Raw genomic sequence first — 23,994 nt, 5'->3', positions numbered from 1 at the left:
ACATCCGCCACCTTTCTACAAGGAAAAAGGGCCGCGCATTTGGCGCGGCCAGTCGGGGAGGTAACCCTGGACACGGCGTGACGGCAATACCTTGTGACAGGCACTCCCGCCCACGGTCAACCGTGCATCGACAAGCCGCCGGAAACCGAGATCACCTGGCCGGTGATGAAACCGGCGTCGTCGGACGACAGGAAGCAGATGATGCCAGGATAATCCGTCGGCTGCGCCAGACGCTTCATCGGAATCGCCCGCTTGAGACCCTCGGCGATCTTTTGACCGGCCTCGCCCTCGGCAACCTGAGCAAACAGCGGCGTATCGGTCGGGCCGGGGGCGACAGCGTTCAACTGAATGCCCTTGCGCGCCAGTTCCCGCGCCACGGTTTTGGTGAACGAGATGATGCCGCCCTTGCAAGCCGAATAAACGGCTTCGCCCGAAGACCCGACACGGCCGGCGTCGGAGGCGATGTTGACCACGCGGCCCCCGCCGTTATTGACCATGCCGGGCAACACCGCGTGGTGCATGTTCAGCGGACCATAAAGGTTGATGTCGATGACCTTTTTCCACAGATCCGCATCGCTGTCGAGGAACGGTTTTATCACATCCCAGCCGGCGTTGTTCACCAGCACGTCGATCGGACCACCAGCCTCGAACGCGGCCACAGCCTTGTCCACCTCAGCCCGGTCGGTGATGTCCACCTTGTAAGCTTGGGCTTTTCCTCCGCCGCTCTGGATCAGACGGGCCGTTTCCTGCGCGCCGCCTTCATTCATATCGAAGATCGCAACCTCGGCACCTTCTTCGCCGAAACGTTCGCACACCGCGCGCCCGATTCCGCTGCCGCCACCCGTCACGATGACACGTTTTCCATTTAATCCTCGCATATGGATGTCCTCCTCTGCCGCTAACACCTTCGCAAAGAACTTGATTCGAGGCGTCCTTTCATACATTCTAACACCTGTCAGATTTATTGCAATGGACATCCTTATGGGCGACAAGTATCGATCGCGGATGATGCGAGGACTCGATGTGGTCGATAAAATCGAAGATGACCTGAGCAAGTCCGAAAGGACGCGGGGGGACGTCCTCGCTACGGCTGCCCGACTTTTTCGGCACGATGGCTTTTACGCGACGACGATGCGCGACATTGCCCATGGATCAGGGATAGAAGCCGGAAGCATCTACTATCATTTCCAATCCAAGGACCAGATTTTGAGCGAGGTTCTCGAACTTGGTGTGCGGCAGCTTTACGAGAAGGTCTGCGAAATCGTCCGCGCGACGAAGCAGCGCCCCGAAGAATTTCGCAAGACCTTCGCTTTGCTTATCGAAACCCACCTGACCTATCTTCTGACCGACAGCGACTTCACTTCCGCCAATATCCGGAACTATCCGATGCTGTCGGATGAAGCGCGCGCCCCACACCGTGAGTTGCGTGCCTCCTATGCCGGGGTATGGAGCAGCTTTCTGCAGGATGCCAAAGACTATGGCACCTTGAGAAACGACATTTCCGTTACGGCGATCCGGCAGTTCATATTGAGCGCCATGAACTGGACCGTCGAATGGTATAAAGTGGATCAGTATCCGGTTCATATCCTCGCAGAACGTATGAGCAAACTGATACTTGACGGTATGTGTCCCAGTCACCGGGCTGACGTAGACGGCCAGAAGGCGGGCGACGTAGCCGCTTCTGTTGAAGAGCAAGACACCATCGGCAAGGCCGCAAAAACCCGCGCCGAAATCCTGAGGGCCGCGGCGCGCGTTCTTAGAGACAAAGGGTACAAGGCGACCACGCTAAGACAGATCGCGGATGAAGCGGATATGAAGGCGGGCAGCGTCTATTACCATTTCAAATCCAAAGACGCGATAGTGGACGAGGTTCTGAACGCCGGCTTGAGCGATTTGCTATCTGGGGTCACCGCAGCAGTCCAAGAATTTTATGCGCCAATCGACCATCATGCTAGGATCGCAACTGCGATTTGGACGCATTTACATTTTCTCTTCGAGGCAAGCGAATTCACGTCTGCGAACATCAGAAGCTATGGGATGCTGCCCAATCATTTAAGGAAGAGACACAGGGGTATTCGTCATGAGTATGGGCATCTCTGGGACAGGGTTCTTCGCGAAGCGCAAGAGGCCGATGCCATAAGATCTGACATCAAGATTGTCCCTCTGCGCCAGGTGATGTTGGGCGCCTTGAACTGGACGGTGGAATGGTTTGATCCCAACAAGGAGGGAAGCTCGGGGTATCTTTCATTGTCTGAGTTCTCTGGCATGCTCATCACGCTGCTTCTTGAAGGGATCTGCGACAGGGAGAACGTCGCGCGAGCCTGATGAGCGCAGCCATTGCGATCAAACCAGAAGGAAGTGGTACAGCCCTTCCGCAACCGTCTTTTCCCGGTCCGTCTGCCATGTGGTAACGCTGACGCTCGCCATCCGCTTGCCCTTGCGGGTAACATTAGCACGGGCATAAAGCGATCCCTTCACGCCAGGTCGGAGGTAATCGACGGTCAGATTGATCGGCTTTGCCGGAACGTCCGCGAAATCGGGATGAACTGCGATAGCGGCGGTCGCTTCCATGAGGCTCGCGATGATCCCGCCATGGTAGTAGTCCATGACTGGGTTTCCGATGTGGCGTTCTACAAAGGTCATCTCGGTTTCGGCGTGGCAGCTGTCCACGCTCTGAACCTCAAAGTTGAGAAAACGGAAGAACGGCACGCGGGATACATTTGCATTGACGGCTTGCAAGTTGATCACGATGGATCTCCTTTTTCCAACGCGTCAAACAGGCTGGAGTCTCCACGGGTCAATGCGAATGATGCGACTCCACGTGCAATTTCCGCATTCTCATGGCCATCAAACCAGATACTGCACGAATCGAAGGCAATATGGCGGGTTTTTCGAAAACAATGCGCGCGAACGATAACGTCCGCGCGCGATCGAGCAGGCCGCAGGTAATCAACCCTGAGGTCAAGCGTTGCCATCGTGCTGACACCCTCGATGGCCACAAAGTTCGCAAGACCGAACACACTGTCCAGAAGAGCGGTCAGGATACCACCATGAAGTAGTGTTTGTTCCCTATCCACGCAGAACTCGGGGTTGAACGGCATTCGAACTTGCACGCCTTGGGTCGAAACCTCCTCAATCTCGAGCGCCATATGGGTAATCAAACCGTTGCCGCGCTCATTCCACATCTGGGCGATCTGCTCGATTTTTTTCTGAGCTATACCGGACATGCGATCTTCCTTTAGCGACCCGTGAAGCTCGGTTTTCTTTTTTCGATATAGGCAGCAACCGCCTCGTGGTGGTCTTCAGTCTGATGCATGAGCGCCTGATAGGCCGCCGCGGAATTCAGGAAATCTGGTAGATCCATTCGTTCGGCATTGCGCATCAGACGCTTTGCGATCCGCACCGCGCGCGGCGGCTTCGATGCGATGACGGCGGCGCGATCGAGGGCGCGGTCCATCAACTGGTCATGCGGCACGACCTCCAGCACCATTCCCATTTCCAGGGCCTCGGCGGCATCGATCATGCGGCCCGAGAAGGTCAGATCGGCAGCTTTCTGATGGCCCAGACGGCGCAGCATGAACCAGCTGCCCGCATCGCCCGGGATGATTCCGAGGTTCAAAAAGACTTCGCCGAACCGCGCCTTGTCCGAGGCGACGCGCATATCGCACATCATCGTCAGGTCGCATCCCGCGCCGACCGCCGCGCCGTTGACCGCTGCTATGGTCGGAACATCGAGGTTGTACAGCGCCAAAGGCAACCGCTGCACCCCATCGACATAGCTCTGCGCTGCCGCAAGCGGTTCCTTGCGAAAGATACTGTCGGGGTCATTCATTTCCTTGATGTCGCCGCCGGCGCAAAAGGCCGGATCCGCGCCGGTCAGGATCATGACGCTAACTTGCGGGTCCGCCTGAACTTTCGCGAATATCTCAAGAAGGGACGCGATCATCTCGTTGCCGGTGATCGGATTACGACGTTCTGGATCGTTCAACGTAACCGTGGCGATCCTATCGGAGATATTCAGAAGGACGGGAGGGTTACTCATTTCTTCCATCTCCTCGTGCGCGTTTCTCGAACATATCAGGGTTTATCATGTCACGGGCATCGTGACCCATGTGCAAGGTTTCCCCGCCGTCTACATAGATGTCTTCGCCGGTCATGAAATTCCCCAATCTGGATGCGAGGAAAATGATCGTCCCGGCGATGTCCTCCGCCGCGCCCATCCGGTTCAGGACCGAGCGGTTAAGCTCCTTCCAGCGTTCCGGCGGAATAGGATAGCGGCCAAGCGCCTCTGTCTTGATCGTTCCCGGCGCGACGCAGTTCAGCCGGATCCCGTATTCGCCCCATTCGGCGGCCAACGTTTTCATCATGCCCGTCACGCCCGCGCGGGCGGCGACGGTATGGGTGAAACCGGTGAGCGCGGTGCGCGCTGAAATGGCGGTGACAAAGACGATGGAGCCGCCGTTCTCGTACATGAAATGATCGGCCACGGCGCGTGTCATCTGCCACGATCCGATCAGGTTGTTGCGGATCACGGCCTCGAAGCCCTTGTTGGTGATGTCGCGCGCGGCAGCTATATACTGGCCGCCCGCGTTGTTCACCAGAACATCAAGCCGCCCGTAATGGTCCTTGATGCGCTCCATCGCTATTTCGATACTATTCGCGTCACGGGTGTCGCCGGGCACGACAAGGGCCTCGCCACCCGCCGCGCGGATCATCTCGGCGGTCTCCTGCAGCGGCTCTTCGCGGCGCGCGAACAGTGCCAGCCTGGCCCCGCAGGAAGCCATTTCCAGGGCCGTGGCCCGGCCCATCCCCGAGCCGGATCCGGTGACCAGAGCCACCTGGCCCGCCATGAGATCCGGCGCGTAACGCCGTGCTTCTTCTTCGCTCATGTTCTGCCCCCTCAGTTTTTCAGCAGTTCGCCGGCGATGATCAGCTTGCGCACCTCCTGGGTGCCCGCGCCGACCTCCAGCACACGTCCGGTGCGGTAGAGGCGGTTCACTTCGGTATCACGCATGTAGCCCGAACCCCCGTGGATCTGCACCGCCTTGTCCAGCACGAAGGACGTCGCCGCGGCGGTCTTGAAGATCGCCGCAGCGGTCAGCTTGTGGATCTCGCCGCGTCCGCCTTCGCCCTCTTCCAGCCCCTCGCACATGGCGGCCGTCTTCAGCGACAGGCTGCGCGCCGCCTCGATCTGGGTATACATGTCGGCCAGCATCGCCTGCACCATCTGGAAACTGGCGATCGGCTTGCCGAACTGCTGCCGCGTCTTGGCGTAATCGATGGAAATATCCAGCGCCCGCTGCGCAATCCCCAGGGCATTGAAGCAGACGATGGCGCGCTCCAGGTCCAGCCCCGACATTGTCACCGCAACGCCGCCGTCCAGCTTGCCAACCATGTTCTTCGCAGGCACCCGGCAATCCTCGAACACCAGCTCGCCAGTGGGCGAGCCGCGAAAACCCATCTTGTTGAGCTTCTGCGCCACCTTGAAGCCGGGCGTGTCGGTTTCGACGATGAAGGCGGAAATGCCCTTGGCGCCCTTTTCGGGCGAGGTCTTGGCATAGACCAGCACCAAGTCGGCAATCGGCCCGTTGGTGATGTATATCTTGGTGCCGTTCAGGATATAGTCATCGCCATCCTTCTTCGCCGTGGTCCTCATCGAGCCGAGCGCGTCCGACCCGGCGCCCGGTTCGGTCAGGCCAAGCGCGCCCACCAGGGTGCCGTTGCACAGGCCGGGCAGATACTTGCGGCGCAGATCGTCATTGGCGTTTCGGTAGATGTTGTTGACGCACAGGTTGTCATGCGCGACATGGGTCAACCCGATGGCCGCCGAGGCGCGCGACAGCTGTTCGGTGATGATGCAGGCCGAGGTGAAGTCGAGCCCCGCGCCGCCGAATTCCGGCGGAACGTTGAGGCCGAGATAGCCCATTTCGCCCAGCTTGGGAAAGACCGAAGGCGGCAGGTCGTCGGTGTCGTCCATCTCCGCGTTCAGGTGGTGGAACTCGGAAAAGAAGAACTTTCCGGCCTGATCGGCCAATGCCTGCTGTTCGTCTGTCATGAAATGTGTCGGAAGATTGATGTCGTTGCGCAGTTGCTTATTCATGGTCTCGTCCCCCCTCAGGCGCGCAAAAGTTCTTCGGCGATGATGATCTTGCGCACTTCGCTGGTGCCCGCGCCGATCTCCAGCAGCTTGTTGGCGCGGAACAGCCGGTTGATCTCGGTGTCCTGCATGTAGCCCGAGCCGCCGTGGATGTGGCAGGCTTCGGTGACGGCCTTGTTGAAGGCCTCTCCCGCGTAAAGGCAGGCGGCCGCGGTCAGCTTGTGGATCTCACCGCGACCCCCTGCACCCTTCGGCAAGCCGACACAGGCCGCCAAGGCCCGATAACTGAAGGCCCGAGCGGTTTCGACCTCGGTGTAGATCTCTGCCAGTTTCGACTGCATCATCTGGAAACTGGCGATCGGCTTGCCGAACTGTTCGCGCATCTTCGCGTATTCCAGACCCAGTTCAAGCGCGCGTTCGGCCATGCCGACGCAGACCGAAGCGACCATCGCTCGTTCTAGATCAAGCCCGCTCATCACCACTGCAACGCCGGAGTTTTCGACCCCCAGCATGGCCGAGGCCGGAACGCGACAGTCCTCGAATACCAGCTCGCCTGTAGGCGAGCCGCGAAAGCCCATCTTGTCCAGTTTCTGCGCCACTTTGAAGCCGGGATTGTCGGTTTCGATGATGAAGGCGGAAATGCCCTTGGCGCCTTTGGATTTGTCGGTCTTGGCATAGAGCAGGATCACATCGGCAATCGGTCCGTTGGTGATGTAGATTTTCGAGCCGTTGATGACATAGTCGTCGCCATCACGACGAGCGGTGGTGGCCATGGAGCCAAGCGCATCGGATCCCGCGCCGGGCTCGGTCAGCCCTAGCCCCCCGACCAGGTCACCCGAACACAACCCCGGCACATATTTTTTCACCTGCGCTTCGGAGCCGTTGCGCAGCAGGTTGTTCAGACACAGGTTGTCATGCGCGCCATGCGACAGGCCGACGGCGGGGTTCCACTTCGAAATCACCTCCGACACCAGCGCCTGGGTAAACTCGTTCTGGCCCGATCCGCCCAAAGCCTCCGGGGCCGTGATTCCCAGAAGGCCAAGTTCGCCCATCTGCTTGAAAAGATCGTCAGGCCACCAATCTTCTTGGTCCATGCGTGCCTGTAGCGGGTGAAGAACCTCGCGGGACACCCGCGCCACGTGATCGACGATCTGGCGCTGCTCATCGGTCAGCGAATAATTTGCCCTGATGGCCGCCAGATCAGCCGAGATAGCCTCACTCTGAGTTGTCATTTCTTCATCCTCCCAAAAGTAGTTATCTGCAGCGTTGACCAAAATCAAACATATGTTAGAAAATATTTCAAGGCCGCTGATCAAGTGGGAGGAAAACGCACATGTCGGATCGAAAACTGCGCATCGGGTGCGCATCGGGATTCTGGGGCGATACGCCTGAAGCGATCGGTCAACTGGTCTCCAAAGGCGAGATCGACTATCTGGTGTTCGACTATCTGGCCGAAGTGACGATGTCGCTGATGGCGCGAGCCCGCGCCAAGTCGCCCGATGCGGGTTATGCGCCGGATTTCGTTACGGCGCTGGCGCCCTGGTTGCCGGAAATCAAGGCCAAGGGGATCAAGGTCGTTGCCAACGCCGGGGGTGTGAACCCGCGTGGCTGCCGCGATACGCTGGCTAAAGTCGCCGCCGAGGCCGGGATAGATGTGTCCATCGGTGTTGTGCTGGGCGATGATTTGTCGGCGCGGGCCGACGATATCCGCGCCGGTGGTCAGACGGAGATGTTCTCGGGCGTCGCGTTTCCCGACGATATCTGGAGCATGAACGCCTATCTGGGCGCCCGCCCAATCGCGGCGGCGCTGGATGCCGGGGCCGACATCGTGATCACCGGGCGCTGCGCCGACAGCGCGGTGGCGCTTGGGCCCCTGATGCATGAATTCGGCTGGGGCGACGATGATTGGGACAAGCTCAGCCAGGGATCGTTGGCGGGCCATTTGATCGAGTGCGGCCCCCAAGGGACCGGCGGCAATTTCACGGACTGGCAGGACGTTTCGGGCTGGGACGACATGGGGATGCCCATTGTCGAGGTCTCCGAAGACGGCAGTTTTGTCATGACCAAAACACCAGACACGGGCGGGCTGGTCGTGCCCGGGTCGGTCGGAGAGCAGATGCTCTATGAAATCGGCGATCCGCGCGCTTACCTTCTGCCCGACGTGATCTGCGACTGGTCGCAGGTCACGCTGGACCAGGTCGGGACGGATCGGGTGTTGGTCAAAGGCGGCAAGGGTCTCGGGCGTACCGGAAGCTACAAGGTGTCGGCGACCCATGCCGATGGCTGGCGCGCTGTTTCCACCCTGACACTAGCCGCGATTGACGCACCCGCCAAGGCCGAACGCGTGGCCGAGGCGATCCTGACCCGCTGCCGCCGGATTCTCCGCAACCGCAACCTGGGCGATTTCCGGCAGGTCAACGTCGAAGTGTTGGGCGCCGAGGCCGCCTATGGCGCGAACGCCCGCGCCCAGACGCGCGAAGTTGTGCTCAAGATCGGCGCGATCCATGACGACCGCGCCGCGCTCAACATCTTCGCTGGCGAGATCGCACCGATGGCCATCTCGACCGCGCAGGGGCTGACCGGGTTCTTTGCCGGGCGGCCCAAGGTGCAGCCGGTGGTGCGGCTGTTCTCGTTCCTGCAGGACAAGGCCGACACCCCCGTCGCAGTCGAGGTCGACGGCAGCGATGTGCCCTTCACCGTGGCCACCAAGCCAGTCCATCTTGATCCGCCTGCCGCACCGCCTGCAGATAGCCGCGAGCCCGGTCCGGACGCGGTCAAGGTGCGCCTCGTCGATCTGGCCTGGGGACGGTCGGGCGACAAGGGGGATGTCGCCAATATCGGTATCCTGGCGCGCAAGCCAGACTACCTGCCTTTTATCCGGTCGGCTCTCAGCGAAGAGGTGGTAAAAGACTATTTCTCCCATGTCTGCGAAGGCAAGGTCGAGCGATTCGACCTGCCGGGAAGCCATTCGCTGAATTTCCTCCTGCATGAATCGCTGGGCGGGGGCGGCATCGCCTCGGTCCGCATCGATCCGCAAGGCAAGGGGTTTGCCCAGATGCTGCTGGATATCGAAATTCCCGTGCCGGCCGACCTGGCCGCGCGCGACGGGCTGAACACCCCGGACCCGAACAAGAGGGTAATACCATGACTATTTCAAAACTCCTGGTCGCCAATCGGGGTGAAATCGCGGCGCGCGTGTTGCGCACCGCCAAGGCCCGCGGCCTTGCAACGGCCGTGTTGCGCCACGTCGCCGAACAAGAGGGGCCGGCCCATCTGATCGCGGATGAGGTTGTGATGATCGACGGCCCAACGCCTGTAGCGGCTTATCTCGATATTTCGCAGATCGTTGCGGCCGCAAGAAAGATCGGAGCTAATGCGGTGCATCCCGGCTACGGCTTTCTGTCGGAGAATGCCGGTTTCGTCGCGGCGCTGGAAGAGGCCGGTGTGACATTTGTCGGCCCGACCTCCGAGGTCATCGACCTAATGGGCGACAAGGTCCGCGCGCGCGCCTTTGTCGAGGCGCGCGGCTTTCCCATCGCCCCCTCGGCGATCGAGGATGACGACCCCACGACATTCGTCGAACGCGCCCGCACCCTGGGCTATCCGCTTCTCATCAAACCCTCGGCGGGCGGCGGCGGTAAGGGGATGCGCATCGTGCGCGAGGACAGCACGTTGAAAACCGAGATCGAAACCGCCCGCCGCGAAGGCCAGCGGTACTTCGGCGACGGTCGTCTGTTCGTCGAACGCTATATCGAGCGCCCGCGCCATATCGAGGTGCAGGTGATGGGCGACGGACAGGGCAACGTGGTGCATTTCTGGGAGCGGGAATGCTCGATCCAGCGCCGGTTCCAGAAGATCATCGAGGAAACGCCCTCGCCCGCGCTCTCGCCCGAGCAACGTCTGGAAATCTGCGAAACCGCCGCCGGAATTGCGCGCGCCGTCAACTATCGGGGTGCCGGAACCGTCGAGTTCATCTATGCGCAGGACGGGGCCTTCTACTTTCTCGAAATGAACACCCGCCTTCAGGTCGAACATCCGGTGACCGAGATGGTGACGGGCTTCGATCTGGTCGCCGAACAGTTGCGCATCGCGGCGGGCGAGGGGCTGAGCGCGGCGCAGTCGGATATTCGGCAGACCGGCCATTCGATCGAGCTGCGCATCTGTGCCGAGGACGCGACGGCCGATTTCCGGCCCGCGATTGGGGATATCCTGCTGCTGGACGAACCCCAAGGCGAGGGCGTCCGGGTAGACAGCGGCATTCTGGACGGCGGCAAGGTCACGACCGATTTCGACCCGATGCTGTCCAAACTGATCGTGCATGGGGCAGATCGCGCACAGGCCATCGCCCGTGCGCGGAACGCCGTGCAGAATTACGTCATCCTCGGGGTGACGACCAACACCGGCTATCTGGACGCGATCCTTGCACATCCCGATTTTGCGTCGGGCGATGTTTCAACCGGGTTTCTAGCCGAACAGGCGGATGTGCTGACCGCGCCGGGCGAGGATGTATCCACCCTGCTTATGGCGGCGGCGGCCCTGTCTGATCAACGTCTGGTGACCGACGTGATGCAGATACCCGAAATGCACCGCAAGATGGGCGGGTGGAGAAACTGATGCGCAGAATATTCATGATCGCCGGCCATGAGGCCGAATGCTGGCTAACCCATGATGGCAGCCGCTTTGTCCTGAACATGCCAGATGGCGCAGTTCCCTGCCAACTGGACCCGACCGGGGCGCCGGGCGCACATGTGCTGCGGACCGGGGGGCGGGCGCATGAGTTGCGGCTGGCGGTCGGGTCGGAATCTACCTTCATACATTTGAACGGGCGCACCTTCGAGGTTGGGAGGGTCGATCCCGACGACCGGCTTGCCGGCAGGGAGGGCGCTGCAGGGGGTGATCGACTGTTGGCGCCGATGCCGGGGGTCGTCGTTTCGGTGGCGGTTAAGCCCGGAGACACCGTTACAGAAGGCCAGCCGCTTCTGGTCATCGAAAGCATGAAGCTTGAAACCACCCTGACCGCGCCGCGCGACGGTGTGGTTGCCGAAATGCCTTTTACCGCGGGTGACAGTTTCGGCCTGAAGGCCGTCCTTGCCCAACTGACCCCGCAGGAGGACTGACAATGCGCCGGATCGAAAGCCATATCGACACCAATGCCGCCGACTACAAGGCCAATTTCGCCGCCATGTCCGAACGGCTGAAGGAGTTTCACGCCCGCCAGCATGCGGCGCGTTTCGAGCGGCCCCAACGGGACATCGACCGCTTGGCACGCCAGAACAAACTGGGCGTGCGCGAGCGGTTGAAGCTGCTGCTCGATCCGGGCACGCCGTTCCTTGAATTCTCGACGCTGGCCGCCTGCCGCGAATATGATGGCGCCGTGCCCGGTGCCGCCGTGGTGACCGGCATCGGCATCGTGCAGGGCCGCGAGGTGGCCATCCACGCCAACGATGCGAGCGTCAAGGGCGGGGCGTGGTATCCGCATACCGTTAAAAAGATCGTGCGGCTTCTGGATGTCGCATTGGAAAACCGTTTGCCGGTCGTCCATATCTGCGATAGCGCCGGGGGCTTCCTGCCGCTGCAACACGGCGTGTTTCCCGACCGCTATCTGGGCGGCCGGGTGTTTCGCAACCAGGTCAAGCTGAGCCAGGCCAATATCCCGCAGATTGCCATCGTTGGCGGGCATTGCACCGCGGGCGGCGCCTATGTGCCGACGCTGAGCGATTACAACATCATCATCGAGGGCACCGGGGCGATCTTTCTGGGCGGTCCGCCACTGGTCAAGGCGGCCACCGGCGAAGAGGTCAGCGTGCAGGAGCTTGGCGGCGCGGTGATGCACACCTCTGTCTCGGGGACGGGAGATTATCGCGCCGCCACAGAACAGCACGCCTTTGCACTGGCGCGCGAGATTGTCAGTCAGTGGAAGCGTATGCCAAAAACCATCATCGAAACGGCGGCGCATGAGGAGCCCTATTACGATCCCAAGGAACTTTACGGGATCATCCCCAAGGACCGGAAGACCCAGTTCGACATGCGCGAGGTTCTTGCCCGAATCGTGGACGGTTCGCGGTTTCACGAATACCAGCCGGATTACGGAACCACGATGATTTGCGGTTTTGCCCATATCTGGGGTTTCAAGGTGGGGATCCTCGCCAATAACGGGGTGCTGTTCAACGACAGCTCGCTGAAGGCCGCGCATTTCATGCAGCTATGCAACCAGAACCGTACGCCGCTGGTGTTCTTCCAGAACATCACCGGCTACATGGTCGGCCGCGAATACGAGGAACGCGGCATCGCCAAGGACGGCGCCAAGATGCTGATGGCGCAGGGCGGCTCGGTCGTGCCCAAGTTCACCGTGATTGCCAATGCGTCCTACGGGGCCGGCAATTACGGCATGTGCGGGCGGGCCTGGGATGCGCGCACGCTGTTCATGTGGCCGCAGGCGGAAATCGGCGTGATGGGGGCGGATCAGGCCGCCAACACCATGGCCGACGTCAAGATCCGGCAGCTTGAACGCGAAGGCAAGCAACTGACCGAAGTGGAAATCGCCGCGATCCGCGACCCGGTGCTGGAGAAGTTCCGGCGCGATGTCGAGGCCTATACCTCGACCTCGGAATTGTGGGATGACGGCATTCTCGACCCGGCGGACACGCGCAACGCGCTCGGTATGTCGATCTCTGCTGCGCTGAACGCGCCGATCGACGATCCGCATTATGGGATATTCCGGCTGTGACGGCTTGAAGGGCAGGGCGGCACACTGGATTACGGAGTTGCCGTCCCGCGTCAAGGCGATGCCAACGGGGGCTTTTGAGGCTCGCGGGAAGCCTGACCTGTCCGGTTTGCCGGATATGTCAGGATGGCTTCTGCCGCGCCTCCTGAATGGATACGACGTCGGAGGCGACCATATGCGGCCTGTCGGTCTCTACCGCCTTCAGCGGCTCGACGGGCTTCAATCCGGCCAGACAGTCGCGCGCGAGTTGCTGATACTCGGCAGTTCCGCGTGTTTTCCAAGCGACTTCCTTCTCGGTGACGTCGCGGATCACCCTTGCCGGCGATCCGACCACCATCGAGCGCGGTGGAATTATCGTTTCGCCCCGCACGAACGCCTGCGCGCCGACGATTGATTCCGCACCAAGCTCTACTCCATCCATGATGACGGCATTCATCCCGACCAAGGCGTTCCGTCCCACTTTGCAACCGTGCAGGATCGCGCCGTGGCCGATATGACCGTCGGTGCCCACCATTGCCTCGCGGCCGGGAAACGAATGGATGATGCAGTTGTCCTGCACATTGGCGCCATCCCCGATCACGATCCTGCCGAAATCGCCCCGCAGGCTTGCTCCGGGTCCGATATAGCACCCATGACCCAGGATGACATTTCCGATCAGAACCGCCTGAGGATGGACATATGTATCCTCGGGCACAACGGGAACGAACCCTTTGAATTCATAACAATACGCCATTATCTCTCCTTTTTGTGGGTTGGGATCCACTGGTTACCGGAACCAGACGTCAAACGCTCATCGACCGTCCAGTCGGGACCCGAAAGCCTGAAAGGTGCTGGCTTCCGGAACGCGCGATCACGAAAATCAGTCATGTGTTAGCAAATGACGCAAGCGCCCTAAATCACGGTTTAGCTATGTTGACAGTTATCTAGGCTAAGCGCTAAAATCAAACATATGTTAGAAATTGAGATGGCTTCCCGTTCACAACAGCCAGACCAAGCATGGGAGAGAGAGAAATGAAAGACAAAGCCTATGTCGTCGGCGTCGGGATGGTCCCATTTCAGAAGCCGGGAAAATCTGATAGCTATGATGTGATGGCGACCGCAGCCACCCGTTCTGCCCTGGCCGATGCGGGTCTGGATTATGACAAGGTTCAGCAGGCCTATGTTGGCTATGTCTACGGCGACAGCACCTGTGGCCAGCGGGCCTTGTATCAAGTCGGCATGACCGGCATCCCGGTTCTGAATGTGAACAACAACTGCTCGACCGGTTCGTCTGCCCTGTTCCTGGCCCGCCAGGCCGTTGAAAGCGGCGCAGTGGAATGTGCTCTGGCACTAGGGTTCGAGCAGATGCAGCCCGGCGCAATCGGCGCGATGTTCCACGATCGGGTCAGCCCGTTTGCGGCGTTCGACGAAGAAACCGACGCTCTGATCAGCAATCCCGATATTCCGCTGGCGCTGCGCTATTTCGGCGGCGCGGGCAAAGCGCATATGGAAGAGTTCGGCACTACGCTGGAAACCTTCGCGAAAATCCGCGCCAAGGCCAGTCGGCATGCGGCCAAGAACCCGGTGGCGCTGTTCCGGCAGGAAGTGACGCCAGAAGAAGTGATGGCGGCGCAGATCGTCTGGCCCGACGTCATGACCAAGCTGATGGCGTGCCCGCCGACCTGTGGCGCGGCTGCGGCAATCGTGTGCTCCAAGGCCTTCGCCGACAAGCACGGTCTGGACAGCTCGGTCCGCATTGCCGCTCAGGCCATGACGACGGACGGCCCGGAAACTTTCGGCGCGCATGACATGCGTGAGGTCGTCGGCTATTCGATGGCAAAACGTGCCGCGGATAAGGTCTATGAGGCGGCGGGCATCGGGCCTCAGGATGTGGACGTGGTAGAACTGCATGACTGTTTCGCCCATAACGAGCTGATCACCTATGAGGCGCTTGGGCTTTGCCGTCGCGGTGATGCGGCGAAATTCGTCGACGATGGCGACAACACATATGGCGGCAAATACGTGACTAATCCGTCGGGCGGGCTGTTGTCCAAGGGGCATCCGCTCGGGGCGACCGGCCTTGCCCAATGCACCGAGCTAGTCCAGCAGCTGCGCGGGCAGGCCGACGCCCGGCAGGTCGATGGTGCGCGGCTGGCGCTCCAGCATAATCTGGGTCTCGGCGGAGCTTGTGTGACCACGCTTTATGAAAAAGCGTGACAGCACCAATCGGGAGGAGAAAACATGACTGGAAATCTTGACGGGCGCGTTGCGCTGGTCTCCGGTTCGGGCCGAGGTATCGGTCGCGAGATCGCGCTCAAGCTGGCCTCGGAAGGGGCGCGCGTGGTGGTCAACGATCTGGATGCCGACCCGGCCAATGACACCGCCGAGGCGATTCGTGCGGCTGGCGGCGAAGCAATGGTTTGCGCCGGCAGCGTGACTGAAGACGGTTTTGCCGAACGTTTCATCAAAACGGGCGTGGACAGCTTTGGCGGACTGGACATCATCGTGAACAATGCCGGCTACACTTGGGACAGCGTCGTTCAGAAGATGACCGATGAACAGTGGCAGGCGATCATCGACGTTCACCTGACCGCGCCCTTCAGGATTCTGCGCGCCGCCCAGCCGGTGATCAGCGCCAAGGCCAAAGAAGAGGCTGCTGCAGGGCAGGAAGTGTTCCGCAAGGTGGTGAATATCTCATCCATCGCGGGGACCGGCGGTAATGCCGGCCAGATCAACTACGCCGCCGCCAAGGCCGGTATTCTGGGTGTCACCCGGACGATGGCCAAGGAATGGGGCCGCTACAAGGTCAATGTCAACGCGGTGGCCTTTGGCCCGATCCGCACGCGGCTGACCGAGGGCAGCGCCAAAGGCGACAGCACGATCAAGGTGGAAGACAAAGAGATCAAGGTTGGTGTGAACCCCGATCTCTTGTCCCAGATGGAGCGCATGATCCCGCTGGGCCGGGTCGGCACTCCGGAAGAGGCCGCCAGTGCGGTCTATTTGTTCTGCACGCCCGAATCGAACTTCATTTCGGGTCAGCATATCATTTGCGGCGGCGGTTTCACGATCTGACCCAAGCCCGCCAAGCCACGTTTTCGGGCCTTGGCGGGCGACTGACATTTCCGGGCGGCCGTATGACGATTACCCGAACGGGATTTGCCACAAGTTCCAATCCAACACGTTCGGGGCGATTGACTCATTGGCACCAATTGCCTAACAGCTGTTAGTTAGGCAATATACTGTAAAGAGACCCCATGGCGAATACCACAGCGAGTAAGCTCAACGAGATCCCCCGGGGGGCGGTCGGGCGTGGTGGCGTCCTGGATGTTGCGGCGCGGCTGTTTCGCGAGCAGGGCTATGGGTCGGTGTCACTCAGAAAAATCGCCGCAGCCGCAGGGATCAAGGCGGGCAGCATATATTACCATTTCGGCTCCAAGGATGAGATCGTCGCGGCCGTTCTGGATGCAGGTATTCAGGTCGTTCATGAGAGCATGCGCCAAGCCGTTTCCGCCTTGCCCGAGGGCGCCGGCGCCGAGGCGATCCTGCGGGCAGCGATCAGGGCGCATCTGCGCGCGCTTCTGGACGTCAGCGATTATTCCTCGGCCAATGTGCGCATTTTCGGGCAGGTGCCGCAATCCGTCCGCGATGCCAATCTGCACACGCGCCGGGCCTATGAGGCCGAATGGGACAACCTGTTGTCCCGGATTCAGGCAGACGGTGCGCTGAAACGCGAAGTGGACATCCGCCGCCTGCGCCTGATGTTGATCGGTGCGCTGAACGCCACGCTTGAATGGTTCGATCCGCACCGCGGCAGCGCAGAGGCGCTGTCACGCACCTATGCCGATGTGTTCCTCAACGGAATACTTGAAAGACAGGAGACCTGAGCCATGGCGCGCCTTGAAACAGCAGTGCTGACCGCATCAGAGATCTATGCGCGGAATCACCAGGCGCAAAGCGCGCGGGTCGAGACCTTGCGCGCGCGGATGGCCGTGGCCACCTCGGGCGGGCGCCTCGACATGGTCGAGCGCCACCGCAAGCGCGGCAAGCTGCTGGTACGCGAGAGGATCGACTTGCTGGTGGATCCGGGCACGGCGTTTCTGGAACTGTCGTCGCTCGCGGCCTACGGGCAATACGGCGGCGAGGTGCCAGGTGCGGGAATCGTGACAGGCATCGGCATCGTTCATGGGCTGCCCTGCATGGTGATCGCCAATGACGCGACGGTGAAGGGCGGATCATTTTACCACGAGACGGTGCAAAAGCACATCCGCGCCCAGGAAATCGCGGCGGAAAACCGGTTGCCCTGCCTTTATCTGGTGGATTGCGGCGGGGCCTATCTGCCCGAGCAGGACCGGGTCTTTCCCGACGCCCGCCATTTCGGCAATTCCTTCTATCGCCAGACCAACATGTCGGCCAGCGGCTTGCCGCAGATCTCGGCCGTGTTCGGCGGCTGCACGGCAGGCGGGGCCTATATTCCCGCGCTGTCGGACGAGGTCATCATGGTGCGCGGCAACGCGCGCATCCATCTGGGCGGGCCCTCGATCGTCAAGGTGGCGATCAACGAAGAGGTCGATGGCGAAACGCTGGGCGGTGCCGAGATGCATAGCCGCGTCTCGGGCGTGTCCGACCATCTGGCAGAAGACGAATACCATGCGCTGGCGCTGATGCGCGACATCGTAGCAGAACTTGGTCCATCGCGCCCGATGCCGCCCGACGCAGCCCCCGCGCCGCCCGCGCATGATCCGTCAGAATTGCTCGGCATCATCAGCGCCGACCGCAAGCAGCCCTACGACATGCGCGAGGTTCTGCTGCGCATGATCGACGCGGGCGAGTTCCGCGAATTCAAGCCCGGCTGGGGTGAGACGCTGGTTTGCGGCACCGGGCGGATCCACGGCTATCGGGTCGGTATCCTGGCCAACAACGGCGCGCTCATGTCGGACAGTTCGCTGAAGGGGGCGCAGTTCGTCTCGATGTGCGACCAGCGCAATATCCCGCTACTGTTCTTGCACAACATCGCGGGTTTCATGGTCGGGACCGAGGCGGAGCGCGGCGGCATCGCCAAGAACAGCGCCAAGCTGGTCTATGCCATGTCGGTTGCCAAGGTGCCGCGATTGTCAGTCCTGCTTGGCGGATCCTATGGAGCGGGTAATTACGGCATGTGCGGACGCGGATTTGCACCGAATTTCCTCTTTGCCTGGCCGATGGCGGAGTTGGCCACCATGTCCGCGGACATCGCGACCAACGTGATGCAGGAGCTGCGCCGCCAGAAAGCCGGCGAACCTGAAAAGATAGAGACCGATCTTGCTGAGATCGAGACGCAGGTACGTGCCCAATATGGCGAACAGTCCGATCCGTATTACGCCACTTCGCGTCTATGGGATGACGGGTTGATCGAGCCCGGGCAAACCCGTGACATTCTAGGCCTGTGCCTGGCCGTCGTTTCTTCTGTCCCCAAGGTCGAGCGCCACACGCCCGTATTCAGAATGTGAGGTCGGTGAAATGACGACAACTTATGAAACCATCCGGCTTGAGACCGATGCGCGTGGCGTCGCCACCCTGACCTTGAACCGGCCGGACAAGCACAATGCCCTGAACGGCACGCTGATCACCGAACTTTGCGACGCGGCCGGGCGACTGGTATCCGATAAAAGCGTCCGTATCGTGGTTCTGACCGGTGCCGGCACTAGCTTTTGCGCTGGAGGGGATTTCAATTGGTTCGCCTCCAACGTCGAAAAATCCCGCGCCGAGCGGGTCGAACAAAGCGCCACGCTCGCGCATCTGTTGCGCCGACTGGACACGCTACAAAAGCCCCTGATCGGGCGGATCAACGGCCCGGCATATGGCGGTGGCGTGGGCATGATTTCGGTCTGCGACTATACCATCGGCGCAGAAGGCGCACGCTATGGCTTGACCGAAGTGAAACTGGGTCTGCTGCCCGCCAATATCTCGCCCTACGTGGTGGCCCGCATCGGCAAGGTGCACGCGCGTGAAACCATGCTGTCGGGCGCGCTCTTCGACAGCGCGCGCGCCGAAAGGATCGGGCTACTCACCGAGGTCGTCGCCGCCGACGCGTTGGATGCCGCCGTTGAACGGGTGGTGCACGATCACCTTCAGGCAGCGCCCGGCGCGGTGGCGGATACCAAGGCACTGATCGCTTATGTCGCCAGTCACGATCTGGAAACCAACATGATCTACACCGCCGACCGTCTGGCCGACGCCTGGGAAACCGGGGAAGGCATTGAAGGCATCAACAGCTTTCTCAACAAGAGCGTGCCTTCGTGGAGAGTGAAATGAGTTTCACCCGCGTCCTGATTACCAACCGGGGCGAGATCGCCCGGCGCATCCAGCGCGGGTGCCGCAAGCTGGGGCTGGAAACGGTTGCGGTCTTTTCCGAGGCCGACCGCGACGCGCCCTTCGTAGCCGAGGCGGATCACGCTGTCTGTATCGGCCCGGCGGCTGCGTCTGAAAGCTACCTGAACGTCCCGGCCATCCTGGGGGCTGCGCGCGCCACGGGCGCGGGTGCGGTGCATCCCGGTTATGGCTTTCTGTCCGAGAACGCGGATTTCGCGGCAGCGGTCGAGGCCGCAGGTCTAGTCTTTATCGGACCGGAACCCGATGCCATCGCTCAAATGGGGTCCAAGATCGCGGCGAAGGCTGCGGCCGAGGCCGCAGGGGTGCCGGTGCTGCCCGGGTACAGCGGTGCCGATCAATCGGATTCACGCCTGCTGCAAGAGGCGGGCGCGCTTGGGGTGCCATTCCTGGTCAAGGCCAGCGCCGGCGGTGGCGGACGCGGGATGCGTCTCGTCACCGACATGGCCGACGCGCCCAAGGCCATCGCCTCTGCCCGGGCAGAGGCGCAGGGTGCGTTCGGCGATCCGACGGTATTTTTGGAACGCTATGCGCTCCGCTCCCGCCATGTCGAGGTGCAGGTGCTGGGCGACACGCATGGCAACCTGGTGCATCTCGGCGACCGGGACTGTTCGCTGCAACGCAATCACCAGAAGCTTATCGAAGAGGCCCCCGCGCCGAATCTGCCAGACGATCTGCGCGAGCATATGCGCGCTGCCGCCGTGCGCCTTGCACAGGCGATCGGATACCGCTCTGCCGGAACGGTTGAATACCTATATGACCCCGAGCGCCGCGCCTATTACTTCCTTGAGATGAATACCCGCCTTCAGGTCGAACATCCCGTCACCGAGGCGATCACCGGAATCGACTTGGTCGAATGGCAGTTGCGCATCGCGCGGGGCGAGCGGCTGACTTTCCAGCAACCCGACGTACACTTCGAAGGCCACGCCATCGAAGTGCGCGTTGCCGCCGAAAACCCGGCCGAGAATTACCGCCCCGAAACCGGCAGGATCACGCTGTGGGTGCCGCCTTCGGGCGTGCGGCTGGATACGGGCGTCGGGGAAGGTTCAACTGTCGGCCATCACTACGATTCCATGTTGGCCAAGCTGATCATCCATGCGCCGGACCGGGCGCAGGCCATCCGCAAGAGCGTGGCCGCAATCGACGGCTTTGCCGTGGGCGGGCTGGGGCTGAACCTGGCGTTTCAGCGCGCCTTGTTAATTCATCCCGACTTTGCCGCGATCCGGCATCACACCGCCGGGCTTGGCGAGATGTTTGTGAACGGGTGGGCACCCCCCGCACCCGATGCGCAAAGCCGCGCGCTGGCCACACTGGCCCTGCATTTGCATCTGGTCCCGACGGCCGGGAACACCCCTTGGCAAGGTCTAGGTGCGTGGCGTCTGACCGCGCCCGCAGGCCGGCCCGGCGCTGCCTTCTATTGGGCCTTGGGCGACGAAGACCCGACCAGCGCGGCGGGCGATAAAAGGCATCTGACGATCAGATTGCCGGACGACACCCCTGTTACCGTCGAAGCGCCCGGCCTGACCGCCGACCGCCTGACAGGGCGCGTTGGCGGCGTGCCCTTTACCCGCGCCGCGCACCTGCGCCGCACGAAAAAACACTGGCAGGTGTTTCTGTCAACGCCGGATGGTATGGCCGGGTTTGCCATTGAAACGCTGGAGGACAGACACCTGCAACGCGCTTCGGGAAAGGTCGGCGGGGAAGACTTGCTTGTCGCGCCGATGCCCGGTGCAGTGGTCGAACTGCGGGTCGCGCCCGGCGATCGGGTCGCGGCGGGCGATACACTGGTGGTGCTTGAGGCGATGAAACTGCTGCAAAGCCTGGTCGCCCCGTTTGCGGGCATCGTAGCCGAAATCTACTGCGCCGCCGGCGACACCGTCGCCGGGCAAGCGCCCCTTGTAAAACTCGATCCAGAGGAAATCCAATGACCAAGCATGACATGATTGATGCGGCCACAAGCCCGTTCAGCGAGGACCTGAACATGATCCGCGCGCAGCTGCGCCGCTTCATCGAAACCGAAGTGACGGCCAAGGCCGACGCTTGGGAAAAGGATGGCATGGTGCCGCGTGACGTGCTGCGCCGGATGGGCGATCTGGGCGTGCTGGGCATGCGCTATGACGAGCAATATGGCGGCGCAGGGCTAAATGTGATGTCCAGCGTCATGCTGGCCGAGGAAGCGGGTCGCTCCACCTTCGGCGGGTTTTCGGCCACGGTTCTGGTCCATACCGACATGGCCTCGCCGCATCTTGAAAACGCCGGTACGCCCGAACAAAAGGCGCGCTGGATGCCCTCGATCACCTCGGGCGAAAAGATTGCCGCAGTGGCCGTGACCGAACCGGGCGCCGGGTCTGACGTGGCGGGGATGCGCACGCGCGCGGTGCAGGACGGATCGGACTGGGTGATCAACGGCACCAAGATGTTCATCACCAACGGCGTGCATGGCGACATCTATTTCGTCGGCGCCAAGACCGACCCGGACGCCAAGGGCTCGCGCGGGATCACCATGTTCACGGTCGAAAAGGGCACGCCGGGGTTCTCTGTCGGCCGGGCGCTGAACAAGACCGGCTGGCTGTGCTCGGACACCGCCGAACTGATCTTCGAGGATGTGCGCATCCCGGCAGAGAACGTGCTGGGGGAGGTGAACCGGGGCTTCTACTCGGTGATGAAGAACTTCCAGAACGAACGGATCGTGCTGGGTGCAATGGCCTGCGCCGAGGCGCAATCCGCACTTGAAATGACTGTGGATTACGTCAAGCAGCGCAAGGCTTTCGGTGGTGTGCTGTGGGACAAGCAGGCAGTGCGCCAGCGATTGGCCGATTGCCAGACCCGGATTGAAGCGGGACGTCAGCTTACCTTTCACGCTGCGTCACTAGATGCCGCGGGCGGCGATTGCGTCAAAGAAGTATCGATGGTCAAGGCCTATTGTGGCGAGCTGGTAAACAGCGTGCTTTACGACTGTGTCCAGTTCCATGGCGGTATGGGCTATATGCGGGGAACACCCGTGGAACGCATGTCGCGCGATGCCCGTGTCCAGGCCATCGGCGGCGGTGCCACCGAGGTCATGCTCGAAGAGGTCGCCAAGCGGATGTGAACTCACCATTACAAAAACCATATCAACGACCAACTGACACAAGGACTAACAAAATGAATTTGGAATCTACTCAACGCCAACCACTCGCAAGTCTGTCCCGAGAGTTCGCAACTATACTCATCGGCACCATTCTTCTGACACTCTCCGCGAAAATCGTGGTTCCTTTCTACCCGGTTCCGATGTCGACCCAATCCCTAGCAGTCCTGGGCCTTGGACTTTTTCTGGGTCCAGTTCGCGGTGGACTTGTTGTAGTAATCTACCTTCTGGAAGGCGCGCTTGGCCTTCCGGTTTTCGCTGGCACGCCTCCCGCGCCGGCCGGATTGGTCTATATTGCCGGCCCCACAGGCGGATACTTGATTGGGTTCGCACTCGCAGCGGCTGCCGCTGGATGGATGGTTCAAAAGTTGAGAGGGTTTCAGCCTGCATTCAGAGCAACTGTCGCTGTACTTTTCGGTTCCATGCTTATGTACTGCGCAGGGCTCTTCTGGCTGGGCGGCTTTATCGGCTATGGAGAAAAATTGATGAACGCCGGGCTTTACCCGTTCCTGCTTGGAGATCTGGCCAAGGCGGCAATTGCTGTGGTGCTGTATACAGGGTTCCAAAATCGGGGCCGTGTTTGAACGCTGGGCTTCGTTGCTTTGTTCCAGTGCCGGGTTCGACCGGCGCTGAAAACCAGCTTGAGGATTCCGAAACTGTGCAAGAGCAAGAGGCGGCGCTGCATGATACGGATTGTTCGCAATCAACACATGGTCGTAAAGAATGACAAGAAACAACATGTTTTACGGTGAGCCTGACCCTCCTCGTGCGCGGGGCGTAGAGGTGGCCGAGGGAATCCTAAGGATCGTTGCCAACAATCCCGGGAAGATGACCTATCACGGGACGAATAGCTATATCATTGATACTCCTGACGGTCGGTTCATTATCGACCCCGGTCCAGCAGAAGACAGTGCACATTTCGAAGCAATCGTCGAGAATTTGGGAGCCAACCCTGCCGGAATTCTCCTGACACATCACCATTCCGATCATTTCGGGGCCGTGCCGGCATTGCGCGAACGTACAGGTTTGCCGGTTTATGTTTCGCGCGCATTTCCTGACGATGCGTTTCAACCTGACGGCTTTTTGAAAGACGGGCAGGTGATCGCTGGTCTTACTGTCCTGCACACACCTGGTCATGCGAGCGATCACCTCTGCTTCGCGAGGCCGGATGGAGTACTTTTCACAGGCGATCACGTGATGAGTTGGAACAGTTCTATAGTCAGCCCCCCTGACGGCAACATGCGCGATTACTGCACCCAGCTTCAGCGGCTAATCGATCGCAACGATAAGGTCAGCCTGCCGGGTCACGGACCTGTACTCCGGGACCCGGGACCGTACGTCAAACGGTTGCTCGCCAACCGGATGCGTCGTGAGTCGGAGATTCTCGCGCACCTCTCAAGTACCTCCGACTCGCTCCAGAATATCGCCACTTCTGTTTACAAAAAATCTGACCCGCATATTGCAATGGCCGCCGAACGAAATGCCGCGGCGCATCTGGAGAAGCTTCTTTCAGAATCCCGGGTGGTTCAGGACGAAGGGATCTGGAGATTGCCTTAACATAAAACGAATTATGCGTATTCTTAATGTGCCCGGGGGCACATGGCTCTGATGATGTGACCGCCCCCCGACGGCATCTGATGTGCCAAGGTGGGTCTGCAACGATCCACAAAGGGGAGCGGTCATGTCGGAGATTATCACGGT

General features: G+C 60.8%; 22 protein-coding genes. 14 read left to right on the top strand and 8 right to left on the bottom strand.

Annotated features, from left to right (window positions below; all coding sequences use genetic code 11):
- Positions 1-116: 116 nt before the first annotated feature.
- Positions 117-878, bottom strand: coding sequence for a glucose 1-dehydrogenase (locus BUB57_RS15670; RefSeq protein WP_073068781.1), 762 nt, complete (start codon positions 876-878; stop codon positions 117-119).
- Positions 879-981: 103 nt separating this feature from the next.
- On the opposite strand from BUB57_RS15670, the gene BUB57_RS15665 reads away from it, so the two are divergent.
- A complete protein-coding gene (locus BUB57_RS15665) occupies positions 982-2,325 on the top strand; it encodes a TetR/AcrR family transcriptional regulator (RefSeq protein WP_234952119.1) in 1,344 nt (447 codons plus the stop codon).
- An 18-nt stretch (positions 2,326-2,343) separates the two neighbouring features.
- On the opposite strand, the gene BUB57_RS15660 is transcribed toward BUB57_RS15665, so the two are convergent.
- The 6 genes from BUB57_RS15660 to BUB57_RS15635 are packed head-to-tail and all read right to left on the bottom strand — an operon-like array spanning position 2,344 to position 7,329.
- Entirely contained in the window at positions 2,344-2,748 is a 405-nt protein-coding gene (locus tag BUB57_RS15660) for a PaaI family thioesterase (RefSeq protein WP_234952118.1), read from the bottom strand.
- Positions 2,745-3,227, bottom strand: coding sequence for a PaaI family thioesterase (locus tag BUB57_RS15655; RefSeq protein WP_073068734.1), 483 nt, complete (start codon positions 3,225-3,227; stop codon positions 2,745-2,747). The genes BUB57_RS15660 and BUB57_RS15655 overlap by 4 nt, the downstream gene beginning before the upstream one ends.
- 11 nt (positions 3,228-3,238) lie before the next feature.
- The gene (locus BUB57_RS15650; protein WP_073068733.1) at positions 3,239-4,042 is read right to left on the bottom strand and encodes an enoyl-CoA hydratase-related protein; all 804 of its coding nucleotides are present in this window, start codon (positions 4,040-4,042) and stop codon (positions 3,239-3,241) included.
- Positions 4,035-4,889 (bottom strand): SDR family NAD(P)-dependent oxidoreductase, encoded by an 855-nt coding sequence (locus BUB57_RS15645; protein ID WP_073068731.1) that lies wholly within the window; start codon positions 4,887-4,889, stop codon positions 4,035-4,037. Before BUB57_RS15645 ends, BUB57_RS15650 begins: the two co-directional genes overlap by 8 nt.
- 11 nt (positions 4,890-4,900) lie before the next feature.
- Positions 4,901-6,100, bottom strand: coding sequence for an acyl-CoA dehydrogenase family protein (locus BUB57_RS15640; protein ID WP_047998027.1), 1,200 nt, complete (start codon positions 6,098-6,100; stop codon positions 4,901-4,903).
- Between the two features lie 14 nt (positions 6,101-6,114).
- Complete coding sequence (locus BUB57_RS15635; protein WP_073068729.1) at positions 6,115-7,329, bottom strand: acyl-CoA dehydrogenase family protein; 1,215 nt, start codon at positions 7,327-7,329, stop codon at positions 6,115-6,117.
- 101 nt (positions 7,330-7,430) lie between these two features.
- On the opposite strand from BUB57_RS15635, the gene BUB57_RS15630 reads away from it, so the two are divergent.
- The 4 genes from BUB57_RS15630 to BUB57_RS15615 are packed head-to-tail and all read left to right on the top strand — an operon-like array spanning position 7,431 to position 12,824.
- On the top strand, positions 7,431-9,245 hold the full coding sequence (locus BUB57_RS15630; RefSeq protein WP_073068727.1) for an acyclic terpene utilization AtuA family protein: 1,815 nt from the start codon (positions 7,431-7,433) through the stop codon (positions 9,243-9,245).
- Positions 9,242-10,711, top strand: a complete 1,470-nt coding sequence (locus BUB57_RS15625; protein WP_073068726.1) for an acetyl-CoA carboxylase biotin carboxylase subunit — start codon at positions 9,242-9,244, stop codon at positions 10,709-10,711. The genes BUB57_RS15630 and BUB57_RS15625 overlap by 4 nt, the downstream gene beginning before the upstream one ends.
- Complete coding sequence (locus BUB57_RS15620) at positions 10,699-11,214, top strand: acyl-CoA carboxylase biotin carboxyl carrier protein subunit (RefSeq protein ID WP_073068724.1); 516 nt, start codon at positions 10,699-10,701, stop codon at positions 11,212-11,214. Before BUB57_RS15625 ends, BUB57_RS15620 begins: the two co-directional genes overlap by 13 nt.
- Before the next feature lie 2 nt (positions 11,215-11,216).
- A complete protein-coding gene (locus BUB57_RS15615) occupies positions 11,217-12,824 on the top strand; it encodes an acyl-CoA carboxylase subunit beta (RefSeq protein WP_073068722.1) in 1,608 nt (535 codons plus the stop codon).
- Positions 12,825-12,942: 118 nt separating this feature from the next.
- Here BUB57_RS15615 and BUB57_RS15610 read toward each other — a convergent pair whose 3' ends face one another.
- Positions 12,943-13,554, bottom strand: coding sequence for an acyltransferase (locus tag BUB57_RS15610; protein ID WP_073068720.1), 612 nt, complete (start codon positions 13,552-13,554; stop codon positions 12,943-12,945).
- 278 nt (positions 13,555-13,832) lie between these two features.
- On the opposite strand from BUB57_RS15610, the gene BUB57_RS15605 reads away from it, so the two are divergent.
- From BUB57_RS15605 to BUB57_RS15565, 9 genes are all read left to right on the top strand, one after another.
- The gene (locus BUB57_RS15605) at positions 13,833-15,017 is read left to right on the top strand and encodes a lipid-transfer protein (protein ID WP_073068719.1); all 1,185 of its coding nucleotides are present in this window, start codon (positions 13,833-13,835) and stop codon (positions 15,015-15,017) included.
- Between the two features lie 24 nt (positions 15,018-15,041).
- Positions 15,042-15,872, top strand: coding sequence for an SDR family NAD(P)-dependent oxidoreductase (locus BUB57_RS15600; RefSeq protein ID WP_073068717.1), 831 nt, complete (start codon positions 15,042-15,044; stop codon positions 15,870-15,872).
- 182 nt (positions 15,873-16,054) lie between these two features.
- Positions 16,055-16,684 carry a TetR/AcrR family transcriptional regulator gene (locus BUB57_RS15595; RefSeq protein WP_073068715.1) on the top strand — a complete coding sequence of 210 codons (630 nt, stop codon included), beginning with the start codon at positions 16,055-16,057 and terminating at the stop codon, positions 16,682-16,684.
- Positions 16,685-16,687: 3 nt separating this feature from the next.
- Positions 16,688-18,286 (top strand): acyl-CoA carboxylase subunit beta, encoded by a 1,599-nt coding sequence (locus BUB57_RS15590; protein WP_073068713.1) that lies wholly within the window; start codon positions 16,688-16,690, stop codon positions 18,284-18,286.
- Positions 18,287-18,296: 10 nt separating this feature from the next.
- Positions 18,297-19,091: a crotonase/enoyl-CoA hydratase family protein gene (locus BUB57_RS15585; RefSeq protein ID WP_073068711.1), complete on the top strand. Its 795-nt coding sequence runs from the start codon at positions 18,297-18,299 to the stop codon at positions 19,089-19,091.
- Positions 19,088-21,094: an acetyl/propionyl/methylcrotonyl-CoA carboxylase subunit alpha gene (locus BUB57_RS15580; RefSeq protein ID WP_073068710.1), complete on the top strand. Its 2,007-nt coding sequence runs from the start codon at positions 19,088-19,090 to the stop codon at positions 21,092-21,094. Before BUB57_RS15585 ends, BUB57_RS15580 begins: the two co-directional genes overlap by 4 nt.
- Positions 21,091-22,257, top strand: a complete 1,167-nt coding sequence (locus BUB57_RS15575; RefSeq protein WP_073068708.1) for an acyl-CoA dehydrogenase family protein — start codon at positions 21,091-21,093, stop codon at positions 22,255-22,257. The genes BUB57_RS15580 and BUB57_RS15575 overlap by 4 nt, the downstream gene beginning before the upstream one ends.
- A gap of 53 nt (positions 22,258-22,310) precedes the next feature.
- Entirely contained in the window at positions 22,311-22,877 is a 567-nt protein-coding gene (locus BUB57_RS15570) for a biotin transporter BioY (RefSeq protein ID WP_047998012.1), read from the top strand.
- A gap of 154 nt (positions 22,878-23,031) precedes the next feature.
- Positions 23,032-23,850, top strand: a complete 819-nt coding sequence (locus tag BUB57_RS15565) for an MBL fold metallo-hydrolase (RefSeq protein ID WP_073068706.1) — start codon at positions 23,032-23,034, stop codon at positions 23,848-23,850.
- The last annotated feature ends 144 nt before the right edge of the window (positions 23,851-23,994 follow it).

It is taken from the genome of Paracoccus solventivorans, assembly GCF_900142875.1.
Classification (GTDB): Bacteria; Pseudomonadota; Alphaproteobacteria; order Rhodobacterales; family Rhodobacteraceae; genus Paracoccus; species Paracoccus solventivorans.
The sequence above is the reverse complement of the archived record's forward strand: the minus strand, read 5'-3'. Positions and strand labels throughout refer to the sequence as shown.

What these genes read in the sequence shown, in the direction of transcription:
- BUB57_RS15670 (WP_073068781.1), bottom strand. Translation starts at nt 878, where the DNA reads ATGCGAGGATTAAATGGAAAACGTGTCATCGTGACGGGTGGCGGCAGC.
- BUB57_RS15665 (WP_234952119.1), top strand. Translation starts at nt 982, where the DNA reads ATGGGCGACAAGTATCGATCGCGGATGATGCGAGGACTCGATGTGGTC.
- BUB57_RS15655 (WP_073068734.1), bottom strand. Translation starts at nt 3,227, where the DNA reads ATGTCCGGTATAGCTCAGAAAAAAATCGAGCAGATCGCCCAGATGTGG.
- BUB57_RS15650 (WP_073068733.1), bottom strand. Translation starts at nt 4,042, where the DNA reads ATGAGTAACCCTCCCGTCCTTCTGAATATCTCCGATAGGATCGCCACG.
- BUB57_RS15645 (WP_073068731.1), bottom strand. Translation starts at nt 4,889, where the DNA reads ATGAGCGAAGAAGAAGCACGGCGTTACGCGCCGGATCTCATGGCGGGC.
- BUB57_RS15640 (WP_047998027.1), bottom strand. Translation starts at nt 6,100, where the DNA reads ATGAATAAGCAACTGCGCAACGACATCAATCTTCCGACACATTTCATG.
- BUB57_RS15635 (WP_073068729.1), bottom strand. Translation starts at nt 7,329, where the DNA reads ATGACAACTCAGAGTGAGGCTATCTCGGCTGATCTGGCGGCCATCAGG.
- BUB57_RS15630 (WP_073068727.1), top strand. Translation starts at nt 7,431, where the DNA reads ATGTCGGATCGAAAACTGCGCATCGGGTGCGCATCGGGATTCTGGGGC.
- BUB57_RS15625 (WP_073068726.1), top strand. Translation starts at nt 9,242, where the DNA reads ATGACTATTTCAAAACTCCTGGTCGCCAATCGGGGTGAAATCGCGGCG.
- BUB57_RS15615 (WP_073068722.1), top strand. Translation starts at nt 11,217, where the DNA reads ATGCGCCGGATCGAAAGCCATATCGACACCAATGCCGCCGACTACAAG.
- BUB57_RS15610 (WP_073068720.1), bottom strand. Translation starts at nt 13,554, where the DNA reads ATGGCGTATTGTTATGAATTCAAAGGGTTCGTTCCCGTTGTGCCCGAG.
- BUB57_RS15605 (WP_073068719.1), top strand. Translation starts at nt 13,833, where the DNA reads ATGAAAGACAAAGCCTATGTCGTCGGCGTCGGGATGGTCCCATTTCAG.
- BUB57_RS15600 (WP_073068717.1), top strand. Translation starts at nt 15,042, where the DNA reads ATGACTGGAAATCTTGACGGGCGCGTTGCGCTGGTCTCCGGTTCGGGC.
- BUB57_RS15595 (WP_073068715.1), top strand. Translation starts at nt 16,055, where the DNA reads ATGGCGAATACCACAGCGAGTAAGCTCAACGAGATCCCCCGGGGGGCG.
- BUB57_RS15590 (WP_073068713.1), top strand. Translation starts at nt 16,688, where the DNA reads ATGGCGCGCCTTGAAACAGCAGTGCTGACCGCATCAGAGATCTATGCG.
- BUB57_RS15585 (WP_073068711.1), top strand. Translation starts at nt 18,297, where the DNA reads ATGACGACAACTTATGAAACCATCCGGCTTGAGACCGATGCGCGTGGC.
- BUB57_RS15580 (WP_073068710.1), top strand. Translation starts at nt 19,088, where the DNA reads ATGAGTTTCACCCGCGTCCTGATTACCAACCGGGGCGAGATCGCCCGG.
- BUB57_RS15575 (WP_073068708.1), top strand. Translation starts at nt 21,091, where the DNA reads ATGACCAAGCATGACATGATTGATGCGGCCACAAGCCCGTTCAGCGAG.
- BUB57_RS15570 (WP_047998012.1), top strand. Translation starts at nt 22,311, where the DNA reads ATGAATTTGGAATCTACTCAACGCCAACCACTCGCAAGTCTGTCCCGA.
- BUB57_RS15565 (WP_073068706.1), top strand. Translation starts at nt 23,032, where the DNA reads ATGTTTTACGGTGAGCCTGACCCTCCTCGTGCGCGGGGCGTAGAGGTG.